Source organism: Ruegeria sp. YKSF070 (assembly GCF_059612725.1).
This window is the reverse complement of record NZ_JBXWRD010000011.1, coordinates 73,310-87,869: the sequence shown is the minus strand read 5'-3', so window position 1 is coordinate 87,869 and position 14,560 is coordinate 73,310. Positions and strand designations below refer to the sequence as shown.

At 64.4% G+C, this 14,560-nt stretch carries 14 protein-coding genes; 10 read left to right on the top strand and 4 right to left on the bottom strand.

Going from position 1 to position 14,560, the window contains the following annotated elements:
* Positions 1-12: 12 nt before the first annotated feature.
* The 3 genes from AC2FL1_RS08570 (at position 13) to AC2FL1_RS08560 (ending at position 1,559) form a co-directional block, all read left to right on the top strand.
* Positions 13-822 (top strand): nitrilase-related carbon-nitrogen hydrolase, encoded by an 810-nt coding sequence (locus AC2FL1_RS08570; RefSeq protein ID WP_496876632.1) that lies wholly within the window; start codon positions 13-15, stop codon positions 820-822.
* Positions 823-1,073: 251 nt separating this feature from the next.
* Positions 1,074-1,361 (top strand): FAD-dependent oxidoreductase, encoded by a 288-nt coding sequence (locus AC2FL1_RS08565; protein ID WP_496824608.1) that lies wholly within the window; start codon positions 1,074-1,076, stop codon positions 1,359-1,361.
* A gap of 12 nt (positions 1,362-1,373) precedes the next feature.
* Entirely contained in the window at positions 1,374-1,559 is a 186-nt protein-coding gene (locus tag AC2FL1_RS08560) for a hypothetical protein (RefSeq protein WP_496824610.1), read from the top strand.
* Positions 1,560-1,760: 201 nt separating this feature from the next.
* Here the strand turns inward: AC2FL1_RS08560 and AC2FL1_RS08555 are convergent, their stop codons facing one another.
* Together AC2FL1_RS08555 and AC2FL1_RS08550 are read right to left on the bottom strand one after the other, a co-directional pair.
* Complete coding sequence (locus AC2FL1_RS08555; protein ID WP_496824612.1) at positions 1,761-2,540, bottom strand: gamma-glutamyl-gamma-aminobutyrate hydrolase family protein; 780 nt, start codon at positions 2,538-2,540, stop codon at positions 1,761-1,763.
* Between the two features lie 134 nt (positions 2,541-2,674).
* Positions 2,675-4,822 carry a malate synthase G gene (locus AC2FL1_RS08550; RefSeq protein WP_496876631.1) on the bottom strand — a complete coding sequence of 716 codons (2,148 nt, stop codon included), beginning with the start codon at positions 4,820-4,822 and terminating at the stop codon, positions 2,675-2,677.
* A gap of 220 nt (positions 4,823-5,042) precedes the next feature.
* Here AC2FL1_RS08550 and pepN point away from each other — a divergent pair, with 220 nt between their 5' ends.
* The 4 genes from pepN to AC2FL1_RS08530 all read left to right on the top strand — a co-directional run bounded on the left by pepN (position 5,043) and on the right by AC2FL1_RS08530 (position 10,187).
* A complete protein-coding gene (gene pepN, locus AC2FL1_RS08545) occupies positions 5,043-7,595 on the top strand; it encodes an aminopeptidase N (RefSeq protein WP_496876630.1) in 2,553 nt (850 codons plus the stop codon).
* Between the two features lie 3 nt (positions 7,596-7,598).
* Complete coding sequence (locus tag AC2FL1_RS08540) at positions 7,599-8,339, top strand: SDR family oxidoreductase (RefSeq protein WP_496876629.1); 741 nt, start codon at positions 7,599-7,601, stop codon at positions 8,337-8,339.
* Positions 8,339-8,779, top strand: coding sequence for a hypothetical protein (locus tag AC2FL1_RS08535; RefSeq protein ID WP_496824619.1), 441 nt, complete (start codon positions 8,339-8,341; stop codon positions 8,777-8,779). Before AC2FL1_RS08540 ends, AC2FL1_RS08535 begins: the two co-directional genes overlap by 1 nt.
* Positions 8,780-8,954: 175 nt before the next feature.
* The gene (locus AC2FL1_RS08530; RefSeq protein ID WP_496876628.1) at positions 8,955-10,187 is read left to right on the top strand and encodes a hypothetical protein; all 1,233 of its coding nucleotides are present in this window, start codon (positions 8,955-8,957) and stop codon (positions 10,185-10,187) included.
* Here the strand turns inward: AC2FL1_RS08530 and AC2FL1_RS08525 are convergent.
* Positions 10,169-11,032 (bottom strand): NAD-dependent epimerase/dehydratase family protein, encoded by an 864-nt coding sequence (locus AC2FL1_RS08525; RefSeq protein WP_496876627.1) that lies wholly within the window; start codon positions 11,030-11,032, stop codon positions 10,169-10,171. The two genes, AC2FL1_RS08530 and AC2FL1_RS08525, sit on opposite strands and share 19 nt — an antisense overlap.
* Before the next feature lie 141 nt (positions 11,033-11,173).
* Here AC2FL1_RS08525 and gatB point away from each other — a divergent pair, with 141 nt between their 5' ends.
* Positions 11,174-12,685, top strand: a complete 1,512-nt coding sequence (gene gatB / locus AC2FL1_RS08520) for an Asp-tRNA(Asn)/Glu-tRNA(Gln) amidotransferase subunit GatB (RefSeq protein WP_496876626.1) — start codon at positions 11,174-11,176, stop codon at positions 12,683-12,685.
* 221 nt (positions 12,686-12,906) lie between these two features.
* Positions 12,907-13,374 (top strand): DUF4177 domain-containing protein, encoded by a 468-nt coding sequence (locus AC2FL1_RS08515; RefSeq protein ID WP_496876625.1) that lies wholly within the window; start codon positions 12,907-12,909, stop codon positions 13,372-13,374.
* Here the strand turns inward: AC2FL1_RS08515 and AC2FL1_RS08510 are convergent.
* Positions 13,371-13,625, bottom strand: a complete 255-nt coding sequence (locus AC2FL1_RS08510; protein WP_496824628.1) for a BolA family protein — start codon at positions 13,623-13,625, stop codon at positions 13,371-13,373. The genes AC2FL1_RS08515 and AC2FL1_RS08510 overlap by 4 nt on opposite strands.
* 143 nt (positions 13,626-13,768) lie before the next feature.
* On the opposite strand from AC2FL1_RS08510, the gene AC2FL1_RS08505 reads away from it, so the two are divergent.
* Positions 13,769-14,389, top strand: a complete 621-nt coding sequence (locus AC2FL1_RS08505; RefSeq protein ID WP_496824630.1) for a J domain-containing protein — start codon at positions 13,769-13,771, stop codon at positions 14,387-14,389.
* Positions 14,390-14,560 lie beyond the last annotated feature (171 nt).

The window sequence follows — 14,560 nt, the reverse complement described above, 5'->3', positions numbered from 1 at the left end:
CAGAGAACCAAAATGCCACTGCTCAATCTTGCCCTTTTTCAAGCTCGCCCAGCTTTTCGTTCCGCTGACGATGCTCTCACCGATCTAGATCTGGCAATGTCGCGTGCCGCAGCAGCAGGCGCCGACATGCTGATCACACCAGAGTTGTACCTTTCAGGCTATGGCTCTGCTGGCGCCGTGCGAGCAGCGGCCCAGGTTCAGGGATCGCCGTTTCTACGCGCTGCCGGACAGCTTGCAGCACGGCATCGCGTCGGGCTGGTTCTCGGATACCCGGAACAAAGCGGCTGCGCGCTCTATAACAGCGCCGCCGTCTTTGACCGGACCGGGCACCTGATCAGCAACTATCGCAAGGTCGCGTTGCCGAACGACTTTGAAAGGGACTGTTTCACGCCGGGGGCCGGACCGGAAGCGTTCGACTTTCAAGGCATCCGCTGTTCGGTCCTGATCTGCTATGACATCGAATTCCCTGAACTGGCGCGGCGGGCTGCGCTGTTGGGAACTGAACTCTTGCTCGTGCCGACAGCGCTTCGGGCCAAGTGGCGCTTTGTCTCGGATGCCATCGTGCCGTCGCGGGCGTATGAAAACGCCATGTTCATCGGCTATTGCGATTTCGCGGCCGACGAAGCCAATTCACAATTCAGTGGAACCAGTTCGATCTGCGCCCCGGATGGCCAGCACCTTTGTCGTGCGTCCGGTCGGGAGGACATGGTGTTGGCGACAATCGACACCTCCGCCGTTCATCTGCGCAAGTCCGACTTCGATTTCTTGCAGGAACTAGAGCGGTTTGACCTGGCAACACCGCTGATCCCGAAGATCGCTTGAACACCCGGCTAGATAGAAAGCATCGCGTTGGCCTATGCAAGCCACACTCCGGTAATTCCGCCACTTGACCGACCGAGTGGCTGGCGCCCGGCAGATGAAATCGTCCCGATCGACGAGGCTTCCGAAGTCGGCGAACTATGACTGGCTCATCGTTGGCACCGGTATCACCGGGCTGTCCGCGGCGCATCGGTTGGACGAGCTTGTGCCGCAGGACACTGACATCCGCTGAACGCAAGCGCTACACCGGCAAGATGAACTGGGGACTGACTCCGGCTGATGCGGGCGGAACCACGCTCAGGATGACATCGGACGGACGGCTCCTGATCCGGAACCATTTTGGCTTTGCGCCAAATTACAAGGCGTCTTCTCGCGACCTCGGCAAGGTGGCCGAAGCGCACCGGGAGGGGCTCGACAATCGGTTCCCGGCCTTGGCCGACGCCCCCATCACCTCGACATGGGGCGGGGTCGTCAGCCTGTCGCGGAACCATGCGACATTTTTTGGCGAAATGGTTCCAGGCGTTTATTCGGCGAACTGTTAAAATGGTGTCGGCATGACGCGCGGCACCAGTTCCGGTCGCCTTCTGGTCGAACTCGCGCTCGGGAAATCCTCTCAGGCGCTCGAAGACATCATCGCCGTCAGTGGCCAGCCTTCCACGATTCCGCCGGATCCATTCCGTTCGCTTGGAGTCAGCAGTCGCATGAAACTGGCCGAGTGGGAAAGCCGCTCCGAGATCTGATATTTGGCAAATTTGAAAGAAAACGAAATGAATGCAGTCCGTCACAAGATTGGTCCGCGTATGAGTCAGGCCGTGCGCGGGCGACATGGTATTCTTTGCCGGACGGATTCCCGACGATCGTACGGCCGACATCATGGGCCAAACGGCCCATGTGCCCGCCAGGTGGCTTCCAATTGGGCGGGTTGCACCAAGTGAAGGACTCTAGCCCGTTTTCTGCAAAACGGGCCCCGTTCCGCGCGCGGCCCAGGCGCGCACCGCGTCGCCAAAGGCGGTGAACAGCGGCCGCGAGACCGGATCGCTGGCCGCGTCCCATTCCGGATGCCATTGCACCGACAGGGTAAAGCCCGGCGCGTCGCGCACATAGATCGCCTCGGGGGTGCCGTCAGGGGCATGGCCGTCGATCTCGATGCGGGCGCCCGCGGTCTTGATCCCCTGCCCGTGCAGCGTGTTGGTCATTACCTCGCGGGCGCCAAAAACACGGTGAAACACGCCGCCTTCGGTCACGCTGACGATATGGCGCAGCGCGAACTTCTCTTCCAGCGTGCCATCCGGCGGCATCCGGTGGTTCATCCGGCCCGGCAGGTCGCGAATCTCGGGGTAGAGCGTGCCGCCCATCGCCACGTTCACCTCTTGAAAGCCGCGGCAGATGCCCAGAAAGGGCTGGCCCCGCTCGACACAGGCGCGCACCAGCGGCAGGGTGATGGCATCGCGAGCACGGTCGAAATCGCCGTGCGCGGCGGTCTCGCTCTCGCCATATTCCTCGGGATGGACATTGGGGCGACCGCCGGTCAGCAGGAACCCATCGCAGACATCAAGCAGCTCGGCCACCGAGACATAGCGCGGGTCGGCCGGGATCAGCAGCGGCAGGCAACCCGAGACATTGGCCACCGCGTCCGAATTCATCGTCCCGCCCGCATGGGTCGGATACTGATCGTTCAGCAGATACGAGTTGCCGATGATCCCTACGACTGGCCGCGTCATCCCGTCCCCTTGCACTTGCCTCTTTCGACGCAGCCTAGCCGCGCCTCACAAGCGCTGCAACAGCGGCCGCATCGCAGCAAGCGCGCAGGCGCGTGTTCACCTGCGCACACAGGGGCGTGACCGGCTCCGCGGGATCAGGCGCCAAGGCTCGCCTTCAGTTCCAACCGCCGGGCATGCAGAACTGGCTCGGTATAGCCCGAAGGCTGCACCCGTCCCTTGAACACCAGATCGCAGGCGGCCTGAAACGCGATCCCGTCAAAACCGGGCGCCATCGGGCGATAGGCCGGATCGTCGGCGTTCTGGCCATCCACGACCGCCGCCATCTTGCGCATGGCCGCCATCACCTCCTGCGCGTCCACGACACCATGGTGCAGCCAGTTGGCGATATGCTGTGCCGAGATGCGGCAGGTGGCGCGATCCTCCATCAGGCCCACGTTGTTGATGTCGGGCACCTTGGAGCAACCAACGCCCTGATCGACCCAGCGCACGACATAGCCGAGAATGCCCTGGGCATTGTTCTCGACCTCGCGGCGGATCTGATCGGACGACCACTTGCGAAAGCTGGCCAGCGGGATTTCCAGGATCCCGTCCACATGCGCCCGCCGCCCGCCCGCGCGCAGCGCCGCCTGCACCGCAAACACGTCGACCTTGTGATAATGCAGCGCATGCAGGGTGGCCGCCGTCGGGCTGGGCACCCAGGCGCAATTGGCGCCCGCCTTGGGATGCTCGATCTTGGTCTCGATCATGGCCGCCATCCGGTCCGGCATCGCCCACATGCCCTTGCCGATCTGCGCCTTGCCCGACAGCCCGCATTCGAGCCCGATATCGACGTTCAGATTCTCGTAGGCCGTGATCCAGGATTTGCGCTTGATGAAATCCTTGCGGCTGAACGGCCCCGCCTCCATCGAGGTATGGATCTCGTCGCCGGTCCGGTCGAGAAAGCCTGTGTTGATGAAACAGACCCGCGATTTGGCGGCGCGGATGCATTCCTTGAGATTGACGCTGGTGCGGCGCTCCTCGTCCATGATGCCGATCTTGACCGTGTTGCGCGGCAGGCCGAGGATATCCTCGACCATGTCAAAGGTCTGGACGGCAAAAGCCACCTCTTCCGGCCCGTGCATCTTGGGCTTGACCACATAGACCGACCCGGCAAGCGAGTTGCCGCCCGCGCGGTTCAGGTCATGCATCGCGATGGCGACGGTGACCAGCGCGTCCATCAACCCTTCGAAGATTTCCGCCCCATCCGCATCCAGAACCGCCGGGTTCGTCATCAGGTGGCCGACATTGCGCACCAGCATAAGCGCCCGGCCTTTGACCGCCATCGGGCTGCCATCGGGGGCCAGGTAGTCCAGATCACCGGCCAGCGTCCGGGTAAAGGTGGCACCGCCCTTGGTCACCTCCTCGCTCAGATCGCCGCGCATCAGGCCCAGCCAGTTGGAATAGGCCAACACCTTGTCCTCGGCATCGACACAGGCGACCGAATCCTCGCAATCCATGATCGCCGATATCGCGCTTTCCAGCCGCACATCGGCCAGCCCCGCCTGATCGTGGCAGCCCACCGGATGGGTACGGTCGAACACCAGCTCCACATGCAGGCCGTTGTTGCGCAACAACACCGCGTCGGGCGCCTTGGGATGGCCGCGATAGCCTGCGAATTTCGCCGGGTCGATCAGTGGCTGACCATCGACCAGCAGCGCGCCGTCGCGGATGTGATAGCGGCGAGCATCGGCATGGCTGACGCCCTGCACTGGAAATGCCTCGTCCAGGAACACCCGCGCACGCGCCACCACCCGGGCGCCGCGGCCCCGGTCGTAGCCACCCGCCGGTATCGGCCCGGCCATGGCATCGGTGCCGTAAAGCGCATCATACAGGCTGCCCCAACGGGCATTGGCGGCGTTGAGCGCATAGCGGGCATTGGTGATCGGCACCACCAGCTGCGGCCCCGGCACCGATACGATCTCGGGGTCGGTCCCTTCGGTCTCGATCTCGAACGCCGCACCTTCGGGCAGCAGATAACCGATCTCGGCCAGAAAAGCCTTGTACGCTTCGTGATCATGCGGCCGGTCGCGATGGGCGACATGCCAGGCGTCGATCTGTTCCTGAAGCGCCGCGCGCTGCGCCAGCAATGCGCGATTTACCGGCCCCAGTTCGGCCGCCATCCGCGCCATCCCGGCCCAGAAATCGGCGGGTTCCACCCCGGTACCGGGCAAGGCGCGCGTCTCGATGAAATCTGCCAGCTCTCTGGCGACTTTCAGCCCGTTCCGTTCCACTCTGCCGCTCATCATCGCGCCTCCGCCTTGCCACCTGTGTACAATCGCATACTCCAGTTATCGTGAATGCAGCGGTCAAACAACAAAATGGCACGCCGGATTTACCAATGAAGCCGAAGGCAGTTTCCACCATTCCCGAACAGCGCAGACCATGAACGGCAAAGGAGCGCCGCTTGCACCCCCGGCGTGTTCTACCTAACGTCTCGCCAAACCGACAGCAGCCGAGGTTCCCATGCGCGACGCCACCCCCAAAACCATCCACCTCAAGGATTACACCCCGTTCGGATACCTGGTGGACGAGGTGCGCCTGACCTTTGACCTGGCGCCCGACGCAACCCGCGTCACCTCGCGCATCTCCTTTCGCCCCAATCCCGAGACGACCGACCGCCGGTTCTTTCTGCATGGCGAGGAACTGCGCCTGATCCGCGCCGCCATCGACGGTGCCGAGATCGCCCCCGAGATCACCGACGAAGGTCTGACCTGCCCTGTGCCCGATGCGCCCTTTGTCTGGGAAGCCGAGGTCGAGATCGCACCGGCCGCCAATACCGCGCTCGAAGGACTTTATCTCTCGAACGGGATGTACTGTACCCAGTGCGAGGCCGAAGGCTTTCGCAAGATCACCTACTACCCCGACCGCCCCGATGTCATGAGCACCTTTACCGTGCGTATCAACGGCACGCATCCGGTGCTCTTATCCAATGGCAACCCGGTGGATAGCGGCGAAGGCTTTGCAGAATGGCATGACCCATGGCCAAAACCGGCCTATCTCTTTGCACTGGTGGCGGGGGACCTTGTGGCTCATTCCGATACGTTCACCACCGTTTCGGGCCGCGAAGTGGAGCTGAACCTCTGGGTCCGTCCGGGAGACGAGGGCAAATGCGCCTTTGGCATGGAGGCGCTGAAAAAGTCGATGCGCTGGGACGAAGAGGTCTATGGCCGCGAATACGATCTGGACGTGTTCAACATCGTCGCGGTCGACGATTTCAACATGGGCGCGATGGAGAACAAGGGGCTCAACATCTTCAACTCGGCCGCCGTGCTGGCCAGCCCCGAGACCTCGACCGATGACAATTTCGAACGGATCGAGGCGATCATCGCGCATGAGTATTTCCACAACTGGACCGGCAACCGCATCACCTGCCGCGACTGGTTCCAGCTCTGCCTCAAGGAAGGGCTGACCGTGTTCCGCGACGCCCAGTTCACCTCGGACCTGCGCAGCGCCCCCGTCAAACGCATCCGCGACGTGATCGACCTGCGCGCCCGCCAGTTCCCCGAGGATCAGGGCCCGCTCAGCCACCCGGTGCGGCCGGAGAGCTTTCAGGAGATCAACAATTTCTACACCGCCACCGTCTATGAAAAGGGCGCCGAGGTGATCGGCATGCTCAAACGGCTGGTGGGCGATGCCGCCTACGCCGAGGCGCTGGACCTCTATTTCGCGCGCCATGACGGGCAGGCCTGCACGATCGAGGACTGGCTCAAGGTTTTCGAGGATGTCACGGGGCGTGACCTGTCGCAGTTCAAGCGCTGGTACAGCCAGGCCGGCACCCCGCGCCTGACGGTAGAGGAGGCGTGGCAGGACGGCACCTTTACCCTGACCCTGACGCAAGAGACCCCCGCCACGCCCGGCCAGCCCGACAAGCTGCCACAGGTGATCCCGGTTGCCGTCGGACTGCTCAACCCCAATGGCGACGAGGTGCGCGCCACCGAGATGCTGGAACTGACGCAAGCACGCCAGAGTTTCTCCTTTGACGGGCTGGCAGCGCGCCCCGTTGCCTCGGTGCTGCGCGATTTCTCGGCGCCGGTGGTTCTGGATCATGACCTCTCGCCCGAGCAGCGCGCCTTTCTGCTGGCCCATGACACCGATCCCTTCAACCGTTGGGAGGCAGGCCGCGCGCTGGCCGGGCAATGCCTGCTCGACATGATCACCGAGGACGCCGCCCCCGATACCGCCTATCTGGACGGGTTGACGGCAGTGCTGCGCGACGATGGGCTGGACCCGGCCTATCGCGCGCTGATGCTGGGGCTGCCCAGCCAGTCTGAACTGGCCGCCAGCCTGCATCAGCGCGGCCTGATCCCCGATCCGCAGGCGATCTGGGAGGCGACCGAGACCCTGCGCCAGGCCACCGCCCAGCATATGCAGGATCTACTGCCCCGGCTCAGGGCCGAGGCACAGATCGAGGCACCGTTCCGACCCGATGCCGAACAGGCCGGCAAGCGCGCATTGGGCAGCGCCGCGCTGGCACTGCTGTCGCGGCTCGATAGCGGTGCGCAGGCGGCGGCGGATTATGCCTGTGCCGACAACATGACACTGCAACTTTCGGCGCTTTCCTGCCTGCTCAAGGCGGGCAAGGGCGAGGTCGAACTGGCCGCCTTTTATGACCAGTGGCGCGGCGACCGGCTGGTGATCGACAAATGGTTTGGTCTTCAGGTGGCATTGGCCGGGCCCGAGCAGGCCGCGGAAACCGCCCGGCGCCTGAGCGAGCATGCCGAGTTCAACTGGCGCAATCCGAACCGTTTCCGTGCCGTCTTCGGCGCGCTGGCCATGCATCACGCGGGGTTCCATCATGCCTCGAGCGCGGCATACCAACTGTTGGCGGACTGGCTGATCCGGCTGGATCCGGTAAACCCGCAGACCACCGCGCGGATGTGCTCGGCCTATCAGACCTGGCGGCGCTATGACGACGACCGGCAGGCGCTGATCGGCGCCCAGCTTGACCGCATTCTGGCCGAGCCGAACCTCAGCCGGGACACCAGCGAGATGCTGACCCGCATCCGGGGCCGCTGAGCCATGCGCCGGACCCTGCTCATCACCGGGGCCAGCACCGGGATCGGCGCCGCCATCGCCCGCCTCGCCGCCATGCGCGGCTATGATCTTGCGCTCAACTACCGGCAGGACCGGGCCGGGGCCGAGGCGGTGGCCGAAGCCGCCCGCGATGCGGGGGCAACTGTGATCCTGTGCCCCGGCGACGTGGCCGACCCCGAAGACATCCGGCGCATCTATGCGCGGGTGGATGAGGGTTTTGCCCGGCTCGACGGACTGGTCAACAATGCCGGCATCGTCGACCGCGCGGCCCGTGTCACCGACCTCACTCATGACCGCCTGCGGCGCATGTTCGATGTCAACGTGATCGGCGCCATTCTGGTCGCCAAAGAGGCGGTGCTCCGCATGCAGGCCCATGGCCATGGCGGCGGCATCGTCAACATCTCCTCAGCCGCCGCCCGGCTCGGCTCGGCCAATCAATATGTGGACTATGCCGCCAGCAAGGCCGCGATCGACACCTTTACCAAGGGGCTGGCTGACGAGGTCGCGGCAGAGGGGATCCGCGTGAACGCGCTCCGCCCCGGTCTGATCGAGACCGGGATCCACGCCAAGGGTGGCGAACCGGATCGGGCGCAACGGTTGGCGCCGGGTGTCCCGATGCAGCGGACCGGCACCGTGACCGAGGTGGCCGAAGTGGCGCTTTTCCTGCTCTCGGACGCGGCGTCTTACATCACCGGCACCACGCTTGACGTCAGCGGCGGGCGGTAATGCCAGAGGGTTCGGGACCGCTCCGCTATGTCCGCCATGCCCGCAGCCCGCGCAACATCGTGCTGCTGATGGCAGTCTGGACAGGGCTGGCGACGGTGATGGTGCTGTTTCAAGCGGCCTGGTGGCTGATCGCGCTTTGCGCGCTGCCGACCCTGCCGCTCCTGTTCGAGATCATCACCGACCGCCGCGCGGGTCTCGATCTGGGCAACACCCGGCTCAGCTGGTTCTCGGGGCGCCTCGACGGGTCTGTCGCGCTGAACGAGATCGCTCAGGTGCGACTGGATACACGATGGGATTTCAGCGTCCGCGCCACGCTGTGCCTGCATTCAGGTAAAGAGATACGGCTGCCACAAGAGTCTCTGCCCCCGCATCGTGAGTTCGAAGAGATCCTGACCGCGCGCGGACTGACCGTGGTTCGGCATCATTTCGCCGGTCGTTAGCGGATTGATGCCAGTCCGGGCTCAATCCCCCGAGCCCGCCGCAAAACCTGTCCTGAAACACCCTGCTCCGGCCTTTTTTGTGCCGCAAATCAGCGTCAGCCTGAAGCCAATACGACACCACACAGGCCAAGCGTTAATCAGTATGCTGAAAAGATCCCGCACCGTTCTGAGTTCTTTGCCTGATCTGACCGCGCGGCTTTTCGGTCGCGCGGTCAACTTCTCGGCTCAGACAGAACCGGGCCCTCCGATCCGGCTCGAAGATTTCCTGTCGATCCCGATAGCCGAGCATGGGCAGGACGAAGCCATCCGCGCCAGGCTGCGCAGCCATGGTCAGTTTCTGGCCCGGCAAGAGCGCTGGCAGGACCTGTCGGATGAAATCCGCGCCGCAGATGCCACTCGCGAAACCACCCCAGGCGGGACCCCGATTGCCGACCTGCTGGCCTTTGGTGCCCGGTCAGACGTGGTGTTGGCCGTCGAAGAGGCCCTGCTGGACAGTCATCGTACCAATCAGGCACCGTTGATCGACGGGATCCGGGCGCTGGAATTCATGCGCCGGGAGCATGCCGATGATCCCTATATCGCGCTGATCGTGGCGCTGACCCATATCGACTTGGCCTGGGCCTGGCGCGGGACCGGCTGGGACACAATCGTGCCCCGGCTCCACCGCGAGAAATGCGCCGCCCATTTCGACCGCGCCATCGAAATCCTGTCTCCCTGGTGCGGCGTCAGGATGGACAGCCCGGTTCTGCAATCGGCCTGCTGCGCCCTGCTGGCCGGTCGCCGGACGCCACAGCGCCGTGTCGCGGATTGCTACGAGGCGCTGATCGACCTCGACCCGCACAATCCCCGCCACATGCGCGCGCTGGGCAACCACCTGTTGCCGCGCTGGTTCGGCTCATACGCAGAACTGGAACTGGAGGCCCGCCGGAGCGCCGCGCGGACGCAGGATATCTGGGGCGCCGGTGGCTATACCTGGGTCTGTTTCGACGCCATAGCCCAGGATGAAGAGGCTTGTGCGCGCGTCGATGTCGATTTCTTTATAGACGGGCTGCGCGATATCGTGGGCGCCCGCCCCGAGCAAGAGACGATCAACCTGCTGGCGTCTTATTGCGCGGTGACCCTGCGCAGCAATCTCGGACTGCATGAAGAGGCGGATCTGAACCGCATGCGCATCTGCGATGCCGCCGATTGGCTGATCCGCGACCACCTGACCGAAGTGCATCCGATGATCTGGGCGCATGCCGCCGATGGCTTCGATAACAACATGCGCGTCAGTTCACCCAGCCGGTTCGCCGCGCGCGGTCGGGCGGATGCCCTTCAGGTCATAGCCAACCTGTTTCGTGACGAGATCCGCGACGGCAACCGGGTCGTTTTCACTCCCGAGGGGCCTCAGTTGCATGGCGCCTGAAGTTCCCCGCTTCGGGTGACATCGTCGAACCGGGGACGCCAGCCCAGCGCGGTCAGGCGCGGGGCGGCCAGTCTTTGATCCAGCATCGGCCCCAAGGCGCTGTCGCCGTAGCGCGCCAAGGCCTCGGCCCGGTCCAGCACCCTGATGGACGCATCGGGCCCGGCGACGGCGCGCGCGATCTCGCCCACCGGGCGGCCCGGTTCGGCGGTGGCGAGGAAATCTCCGCCCTGCCCCGGCAGCCCCGCCAGCAGCAGATAGGCCTGTGCCAGATCCGCGGCATGGACCAGTGGCCAGCGGATCGCCGGATCGCCCAATATCTCGACCTCGGGTGCGAGGAACCGCGCCAGCATGCCACCCGCGTTGCTATCATAGACCGCGCCGGGATGCAGCACCGCCAGATCGACGGCATTGCTGGCCTTGAGCATCGCCACGGTATCAAGCATCCAGCCCCAGGGCGTGGCAGGGTCAAAGGGCGCGGTTTCATCCCTGACCTGCCCGCCGGTATCGCCGTAAAGCCATATGCCGCCCGTATAAATCAGGCGCGGATGGTCCCCGGCCCGGCGCGCTGCCGTCACCAGTGCCTCCATCGCGGCGCGGTCGACGTCGCCCATATCCGGGCCGAATGTGGCCGCGGCATGGATGATGGCATCCGCCGCCGCCGCCTCTGCCGCCCAGACCTCGGGTTGACGCAGATCGCCGCGACAGACCTGCCCTCCGTCACCCTCGACCTGCGCGGCCGCTTGGTCGGACCGGGCCAGCCCGGTCACCTGGTGCCTCGCCGCCACGCCCGCGCGCAGCACCGCGCCCCCGACCAATCCGCTGGCCCCTGTCACAAACAGCCTCATTTCCGTGCCTCCCATCTGGATTCGCTCCAACCTGCCGCCTCAACCATGGTTGAGATCAAGCCCCTTTCCCTGTGCCCCCTTGCCCAACGCCGCCTGCGGGCCTAGAAGGCGGTTTGAACCAAGCGGACAAGAGGCACACCCATGCTGGACCTGACCTTCGAGACCCCCAAACCCAAGACCATCGCCGGTGCCAAGCACGACTGGGAACTGGTGATCGGCATGGAGGTGCACGCTCAGGTCGCGTCGCAGGCGAAACTGTTCTCGGGCGCCTCGACCGCCTTTGGCGCCGAGCCCAATTCCAACGTCTCTTTCGTGGATGCGGCGATGCCGGGCATGCTGCCTGTCATCAACGAATTCTGCGTCGAACAGGCAGTGCGCACCGGTCTGGGGCTGAAGGCCGAGATCAACCTGAAATCGGCCTTTGACCGCAAGAACTATTTCTATCCCGATCTGCCGCAGGGATACCAGATTTCCCAGCTTTATCATCCCATTGTGGGCGAAGGCGAAGTGCTGGTCGAAATGGGCGACGGCACCGCGCGCCGGGTCCGGATCGAACGGATCCACATGGAGCAGGATGCCGGCAAGTCGATCCATGACATGGATCCGAACATGTCCTTTGTCGACCTGAACCGGACCGGTGTCTGCCTGATGGAGATCGTCAGCCGCCCCGATATCCGTGGCCCCGAAGAGGCCGCCGCCTATATCGCCAAGCTGCGCCAGATCCTGCGCTATCTGGGCACCTGCGACGGCAACATGCAGAACGGCAACCTGCGGGCCGATGTGAACGTGTCGATCTGCCGCCCGGGCGCCTATGAGAAGTATCAGGAAACACAGGACTTTTCGCACCTGGGCACGCGCTGCGAGATCAAGAACATGAACTCGATGCGCTTCATTCAGGCGGCCATCGAATACGAGGCGCGCCGCCAGATCGCCATTGTCGAGGCGGGCGGCAAGGTGGATCAGGAAACCCGGCTCTATGACCCGGACAAGAACGAGACCCGTTCCATGCGGTCCAAGGAAGAGGCGCATGATTACCGCTACTTCCCCGATCCCGACCTGTTGCCGCTGGAGATCGAGCAGGCCTGGGTCGATGATATCGCGGCCAGCCTGCCGGAGCTTCCGGACGATAAAAAGGCACGTTTTATCAACGACTTCGGCCTGACCGACTATGACGCTTCGGTGCTGACGGCCGAGGTGGAATCGGCCGCCTATTTCGAGGAGGTGGCGCAGGGGCGCAACGGCAAGCTGGCGGCCAACTGGGTCATCAACGAGCTGTTCGGGCGACTGAAGAAGGAAGACCACGACATCACCGACAGCCCGGTCAGCCCGGGCCAGCTGGGCGGCATCATCGACCTGATCGCATCGGATGCAATCTCGGGCAAGATCGCCAAGGACCTGTTCGAGATCATCTATACCGAAGGCGGCGATCCTGCTGAAATCGTTGAGAAACGTGGCATGAAACAGGTCACCGACACCGGTGCCATCGAGGCCGCGCTGGACGAGATCATCGCCGCCAACCCGGCGCAGGTGGAAAAGGCCAAGGTGAACCCGAAACTGGCTGGCTGGTTCGTCGGTCAGGTGATGAAGGCCACCGGCGGCAAGGCCAATCCCAAGGCGGTCAACGATTTGGTCAGCAAGAAACTGTCTGACTGACAGATCAGAAAGAGGAAGCTGACGGCGCGTGCAGCGAACCGCGTTCCGGCACCATCGGCAATGGAGCGCTCACGCTCGGGAACACGGATCAAAGCGCGTCCAATGTCGCCTTTGAGCCGTCCCAGGTGGGGGCCGGCGGGACATCGCTCTGCCTGTCCCCGCCTCTGGCCTTTTTGCATCTGCCTGGAGTAGTCTGCGCGCGATCCAAAGAGGCTCTGAGCATGATCCGCTACGAATACAAGGTTGTCCCCGCCCCGGAGAAGGGCATCAAGGCCAAGGGCGTCAAAACCGCGCCGGCGCGGTTCGCGCTGTCGGTGGAGCAGGCGCTGAACCAGCTGGCCGCCGAGGGCTGGGAATATCAGCGCGCCGAACTGCTGCCCAGCGAGGAACGCTCGGGCCTGACCGGCTCGACCACCAACTGGCGCAACCTGCTGGTGTTCCGCCGCCCCCTGCCCGCAGGTCCCGAAGTATTGCCCGAGGCCGAGGCCGCGGCAGAGCCCGTGGCCGAGGCGACCGCGCCCCTGAGTGCCGACAGCCTGCCGCTGGCCCGGCCCGTACCCGGCCCGTCCGAGGCGGATCGCCGCGCGCCCGCGCCCATCGCAGCCCCGGTCAACGATCCACCGATGCATGGCGCCAAGACCACGGACGCCGGCAGCACAGAGCCCGAGGCCAAGGCCGAGAAGGACTAGGTGCCGATATCCAGTGCCAGCGCATGGATGCGCGGCACGATATCGCCCAGCGCCTGATGCACCGCGCGGTGCCGCGCCACCCGGCTTTGCCCGGCAAAGGCAGCAGCACGGATGCGGATATTGAAATGGCTCTGCCCGCCCTCGCGAAACCCGGCGTGACCGCGGTGGCTCTCGCTGTCGTCGACCACCTCCAACTCGGTCGGCGCAAATGCCGCCTGCAACCTCATGCGCATTTCCTCTGCGATCGTCATGCCCGTCTGCCCTCACGTTCCCGCGCAATCTGCGCTCTTTTCCGCGCGGCCGCGATTTTCTTGCCGCCGCCCTCTTCTATCTGGCGTCACTTAGACTAAACTCCTGCCTCCGAGTCGAGAAGCCGCAACCGAAAGGGCCCGTCATGAGCAAATCAGATCCGTTCGGATTCGATATGTCCGTCTCTTCCGCCAAGAAAAAGAACCCGCGCGGGCGGCGGGGCATGTCGGGCGCGTCCGAAACCTCGGTCCGGGTCTGCGAGCACGAGGGCTGCACCGAGGCGGGCAAGTTCCGCGCGCCCAAGGCCCCCGATGTGCTGGACGACTATTTCTGGTTCTGCCAACAGCATGTGCGCGAATATAACCAGAAATGGAACTTCTTCGACGGCACCACCGAGGCCGAGATGAACGCGCAAATGTCCAAGGACAAGGTCTGGGAGCGCAAGACGCGGCCGATGACCGACCCCGAGGCCCGTGCCTGGGCACGGCTGGGCATCGAAGACCCGCATCAGGTTCTGGGGACCAACGCCACCCAGAATCCGGGCCGCGTCAATACCGGCCGCCGCCTGCCGCCGACCGAGCGCCGCGCCATCGAGATTCTCGAAGCCAAGGACAGCTGGACCAAGGCCGAGGTGCGCGCGGCCTACAAGAAGCTCATCAAGGTTCTGCACCCTGATATGAATGGCGGCGACCGCAGCCAGGAGGAGCAGTTGCAAGAGGTGGTCTGGGCCTGGGACCAGATCAAGGACAGTCGGAACTTCAAATAGGCTCCGGCGCCGACCGGCCGCATCCGCGCCTGTCCGCGCGTTGGGGGCGTGATACGGCCGTGACAATCCGTCGATAGGGCTCATTCGGATGCGCACGGCACTGCACGACTGACGCCCCCGAGATCGTGACGGCAAAAAGCGCCCACCCGGCGCTTTTCGCCTTTTCCTTGC

Coding starts and splice junctions, on each gene's coding strand:
- AC2FL1_RS08555 (WP_496824612.1), bottom strand. CDS start 2,540: ATGACGCGGCCAGTCGTAGGGATCATCGGCAACTCGTATCTGCTGAAC.
- AC2FL1_RS08510 (WP_496824628.1), bottom strand. CDS start 13,625: ATGACGATCGCAGAGGAAATGCGCATGAGGTTGCAGGCGGCATTTGCG.
- AC2FL1_RS08515 (WP_496876625.1), top strand. CDS start 12,907: ATGATCCGCTACGAATACAAGGTTGTCCCCGCCCCGGAGAAGGGCATC.
- AC2FL1_RS08540 (WP_496876629.1), top strand. CDS start 7,599: ATGCGCCGGACCCTGCTCATCACCGGGGCCAGCACCGGGATCGGCGCC.
- AC2FL1_RS08535 (WP_496824619.1), top strand. CDS start 8,339: ATGCCAGAGGGTTCGGGACCGCTCCGCTATGTCCGCCATGCCCGCAGC.
- AC2FL1_RS08565 (WP_496824608.1), top strand. CDS start 1,074: ATGAACTGGGGACTGACTCCGGCTGATGCGGGCGGAACCACGCTCAGG.
- AC2FL1_RS08570 (WP_496876632.1), top strand. CDS start 13: ATGCCACTGCTCAATCTTGCCCTTTTTCAAGCTCGCCCAGCTTTTCGT.
- pepN (WP_496876630.1), top strand. CDS start 5,043: ATGCGCGACGCCACCCCCAAAACCATCCACCTCAAGGATTACACCCCG.
- gatB (WP_496876626.1), top strand. CDS start 11,174: ATGCTGGACCTGACCTTCGAGACCCCCAAACCCAAGACCATCGCCGGT.
- AC2FL1_RS08560 (WP_496824610.1), top strand. CDS start 1,374: ATGACGCGCGGCACCAGTTCCGGTCGCCTTCTGGTCGAACTCGCGCTC.
- AC2FL1_RS08550 (WP_496876631.1), bottom strand. CDS start 4,822: ATGAGCGGCAGAGTGGAACGGAACGGGCTGAAAGTCGCCAGAGAGCTG.
- AC2FL1_RS08505 (WP_496824630.1), top strand. CDS start 13,769: ATGAGCAAATCAGATCCGTTCGGATTCGATATGTCCGTCTCTTCCGCC.
- AC2FL1_RS08525 (WP_496876627.1), bottom strand. CDS start 11,032: ATGAGGCTGTTTGTGACAGGGGCCAGCGGATTGGTCGGGGGCGCGGTG.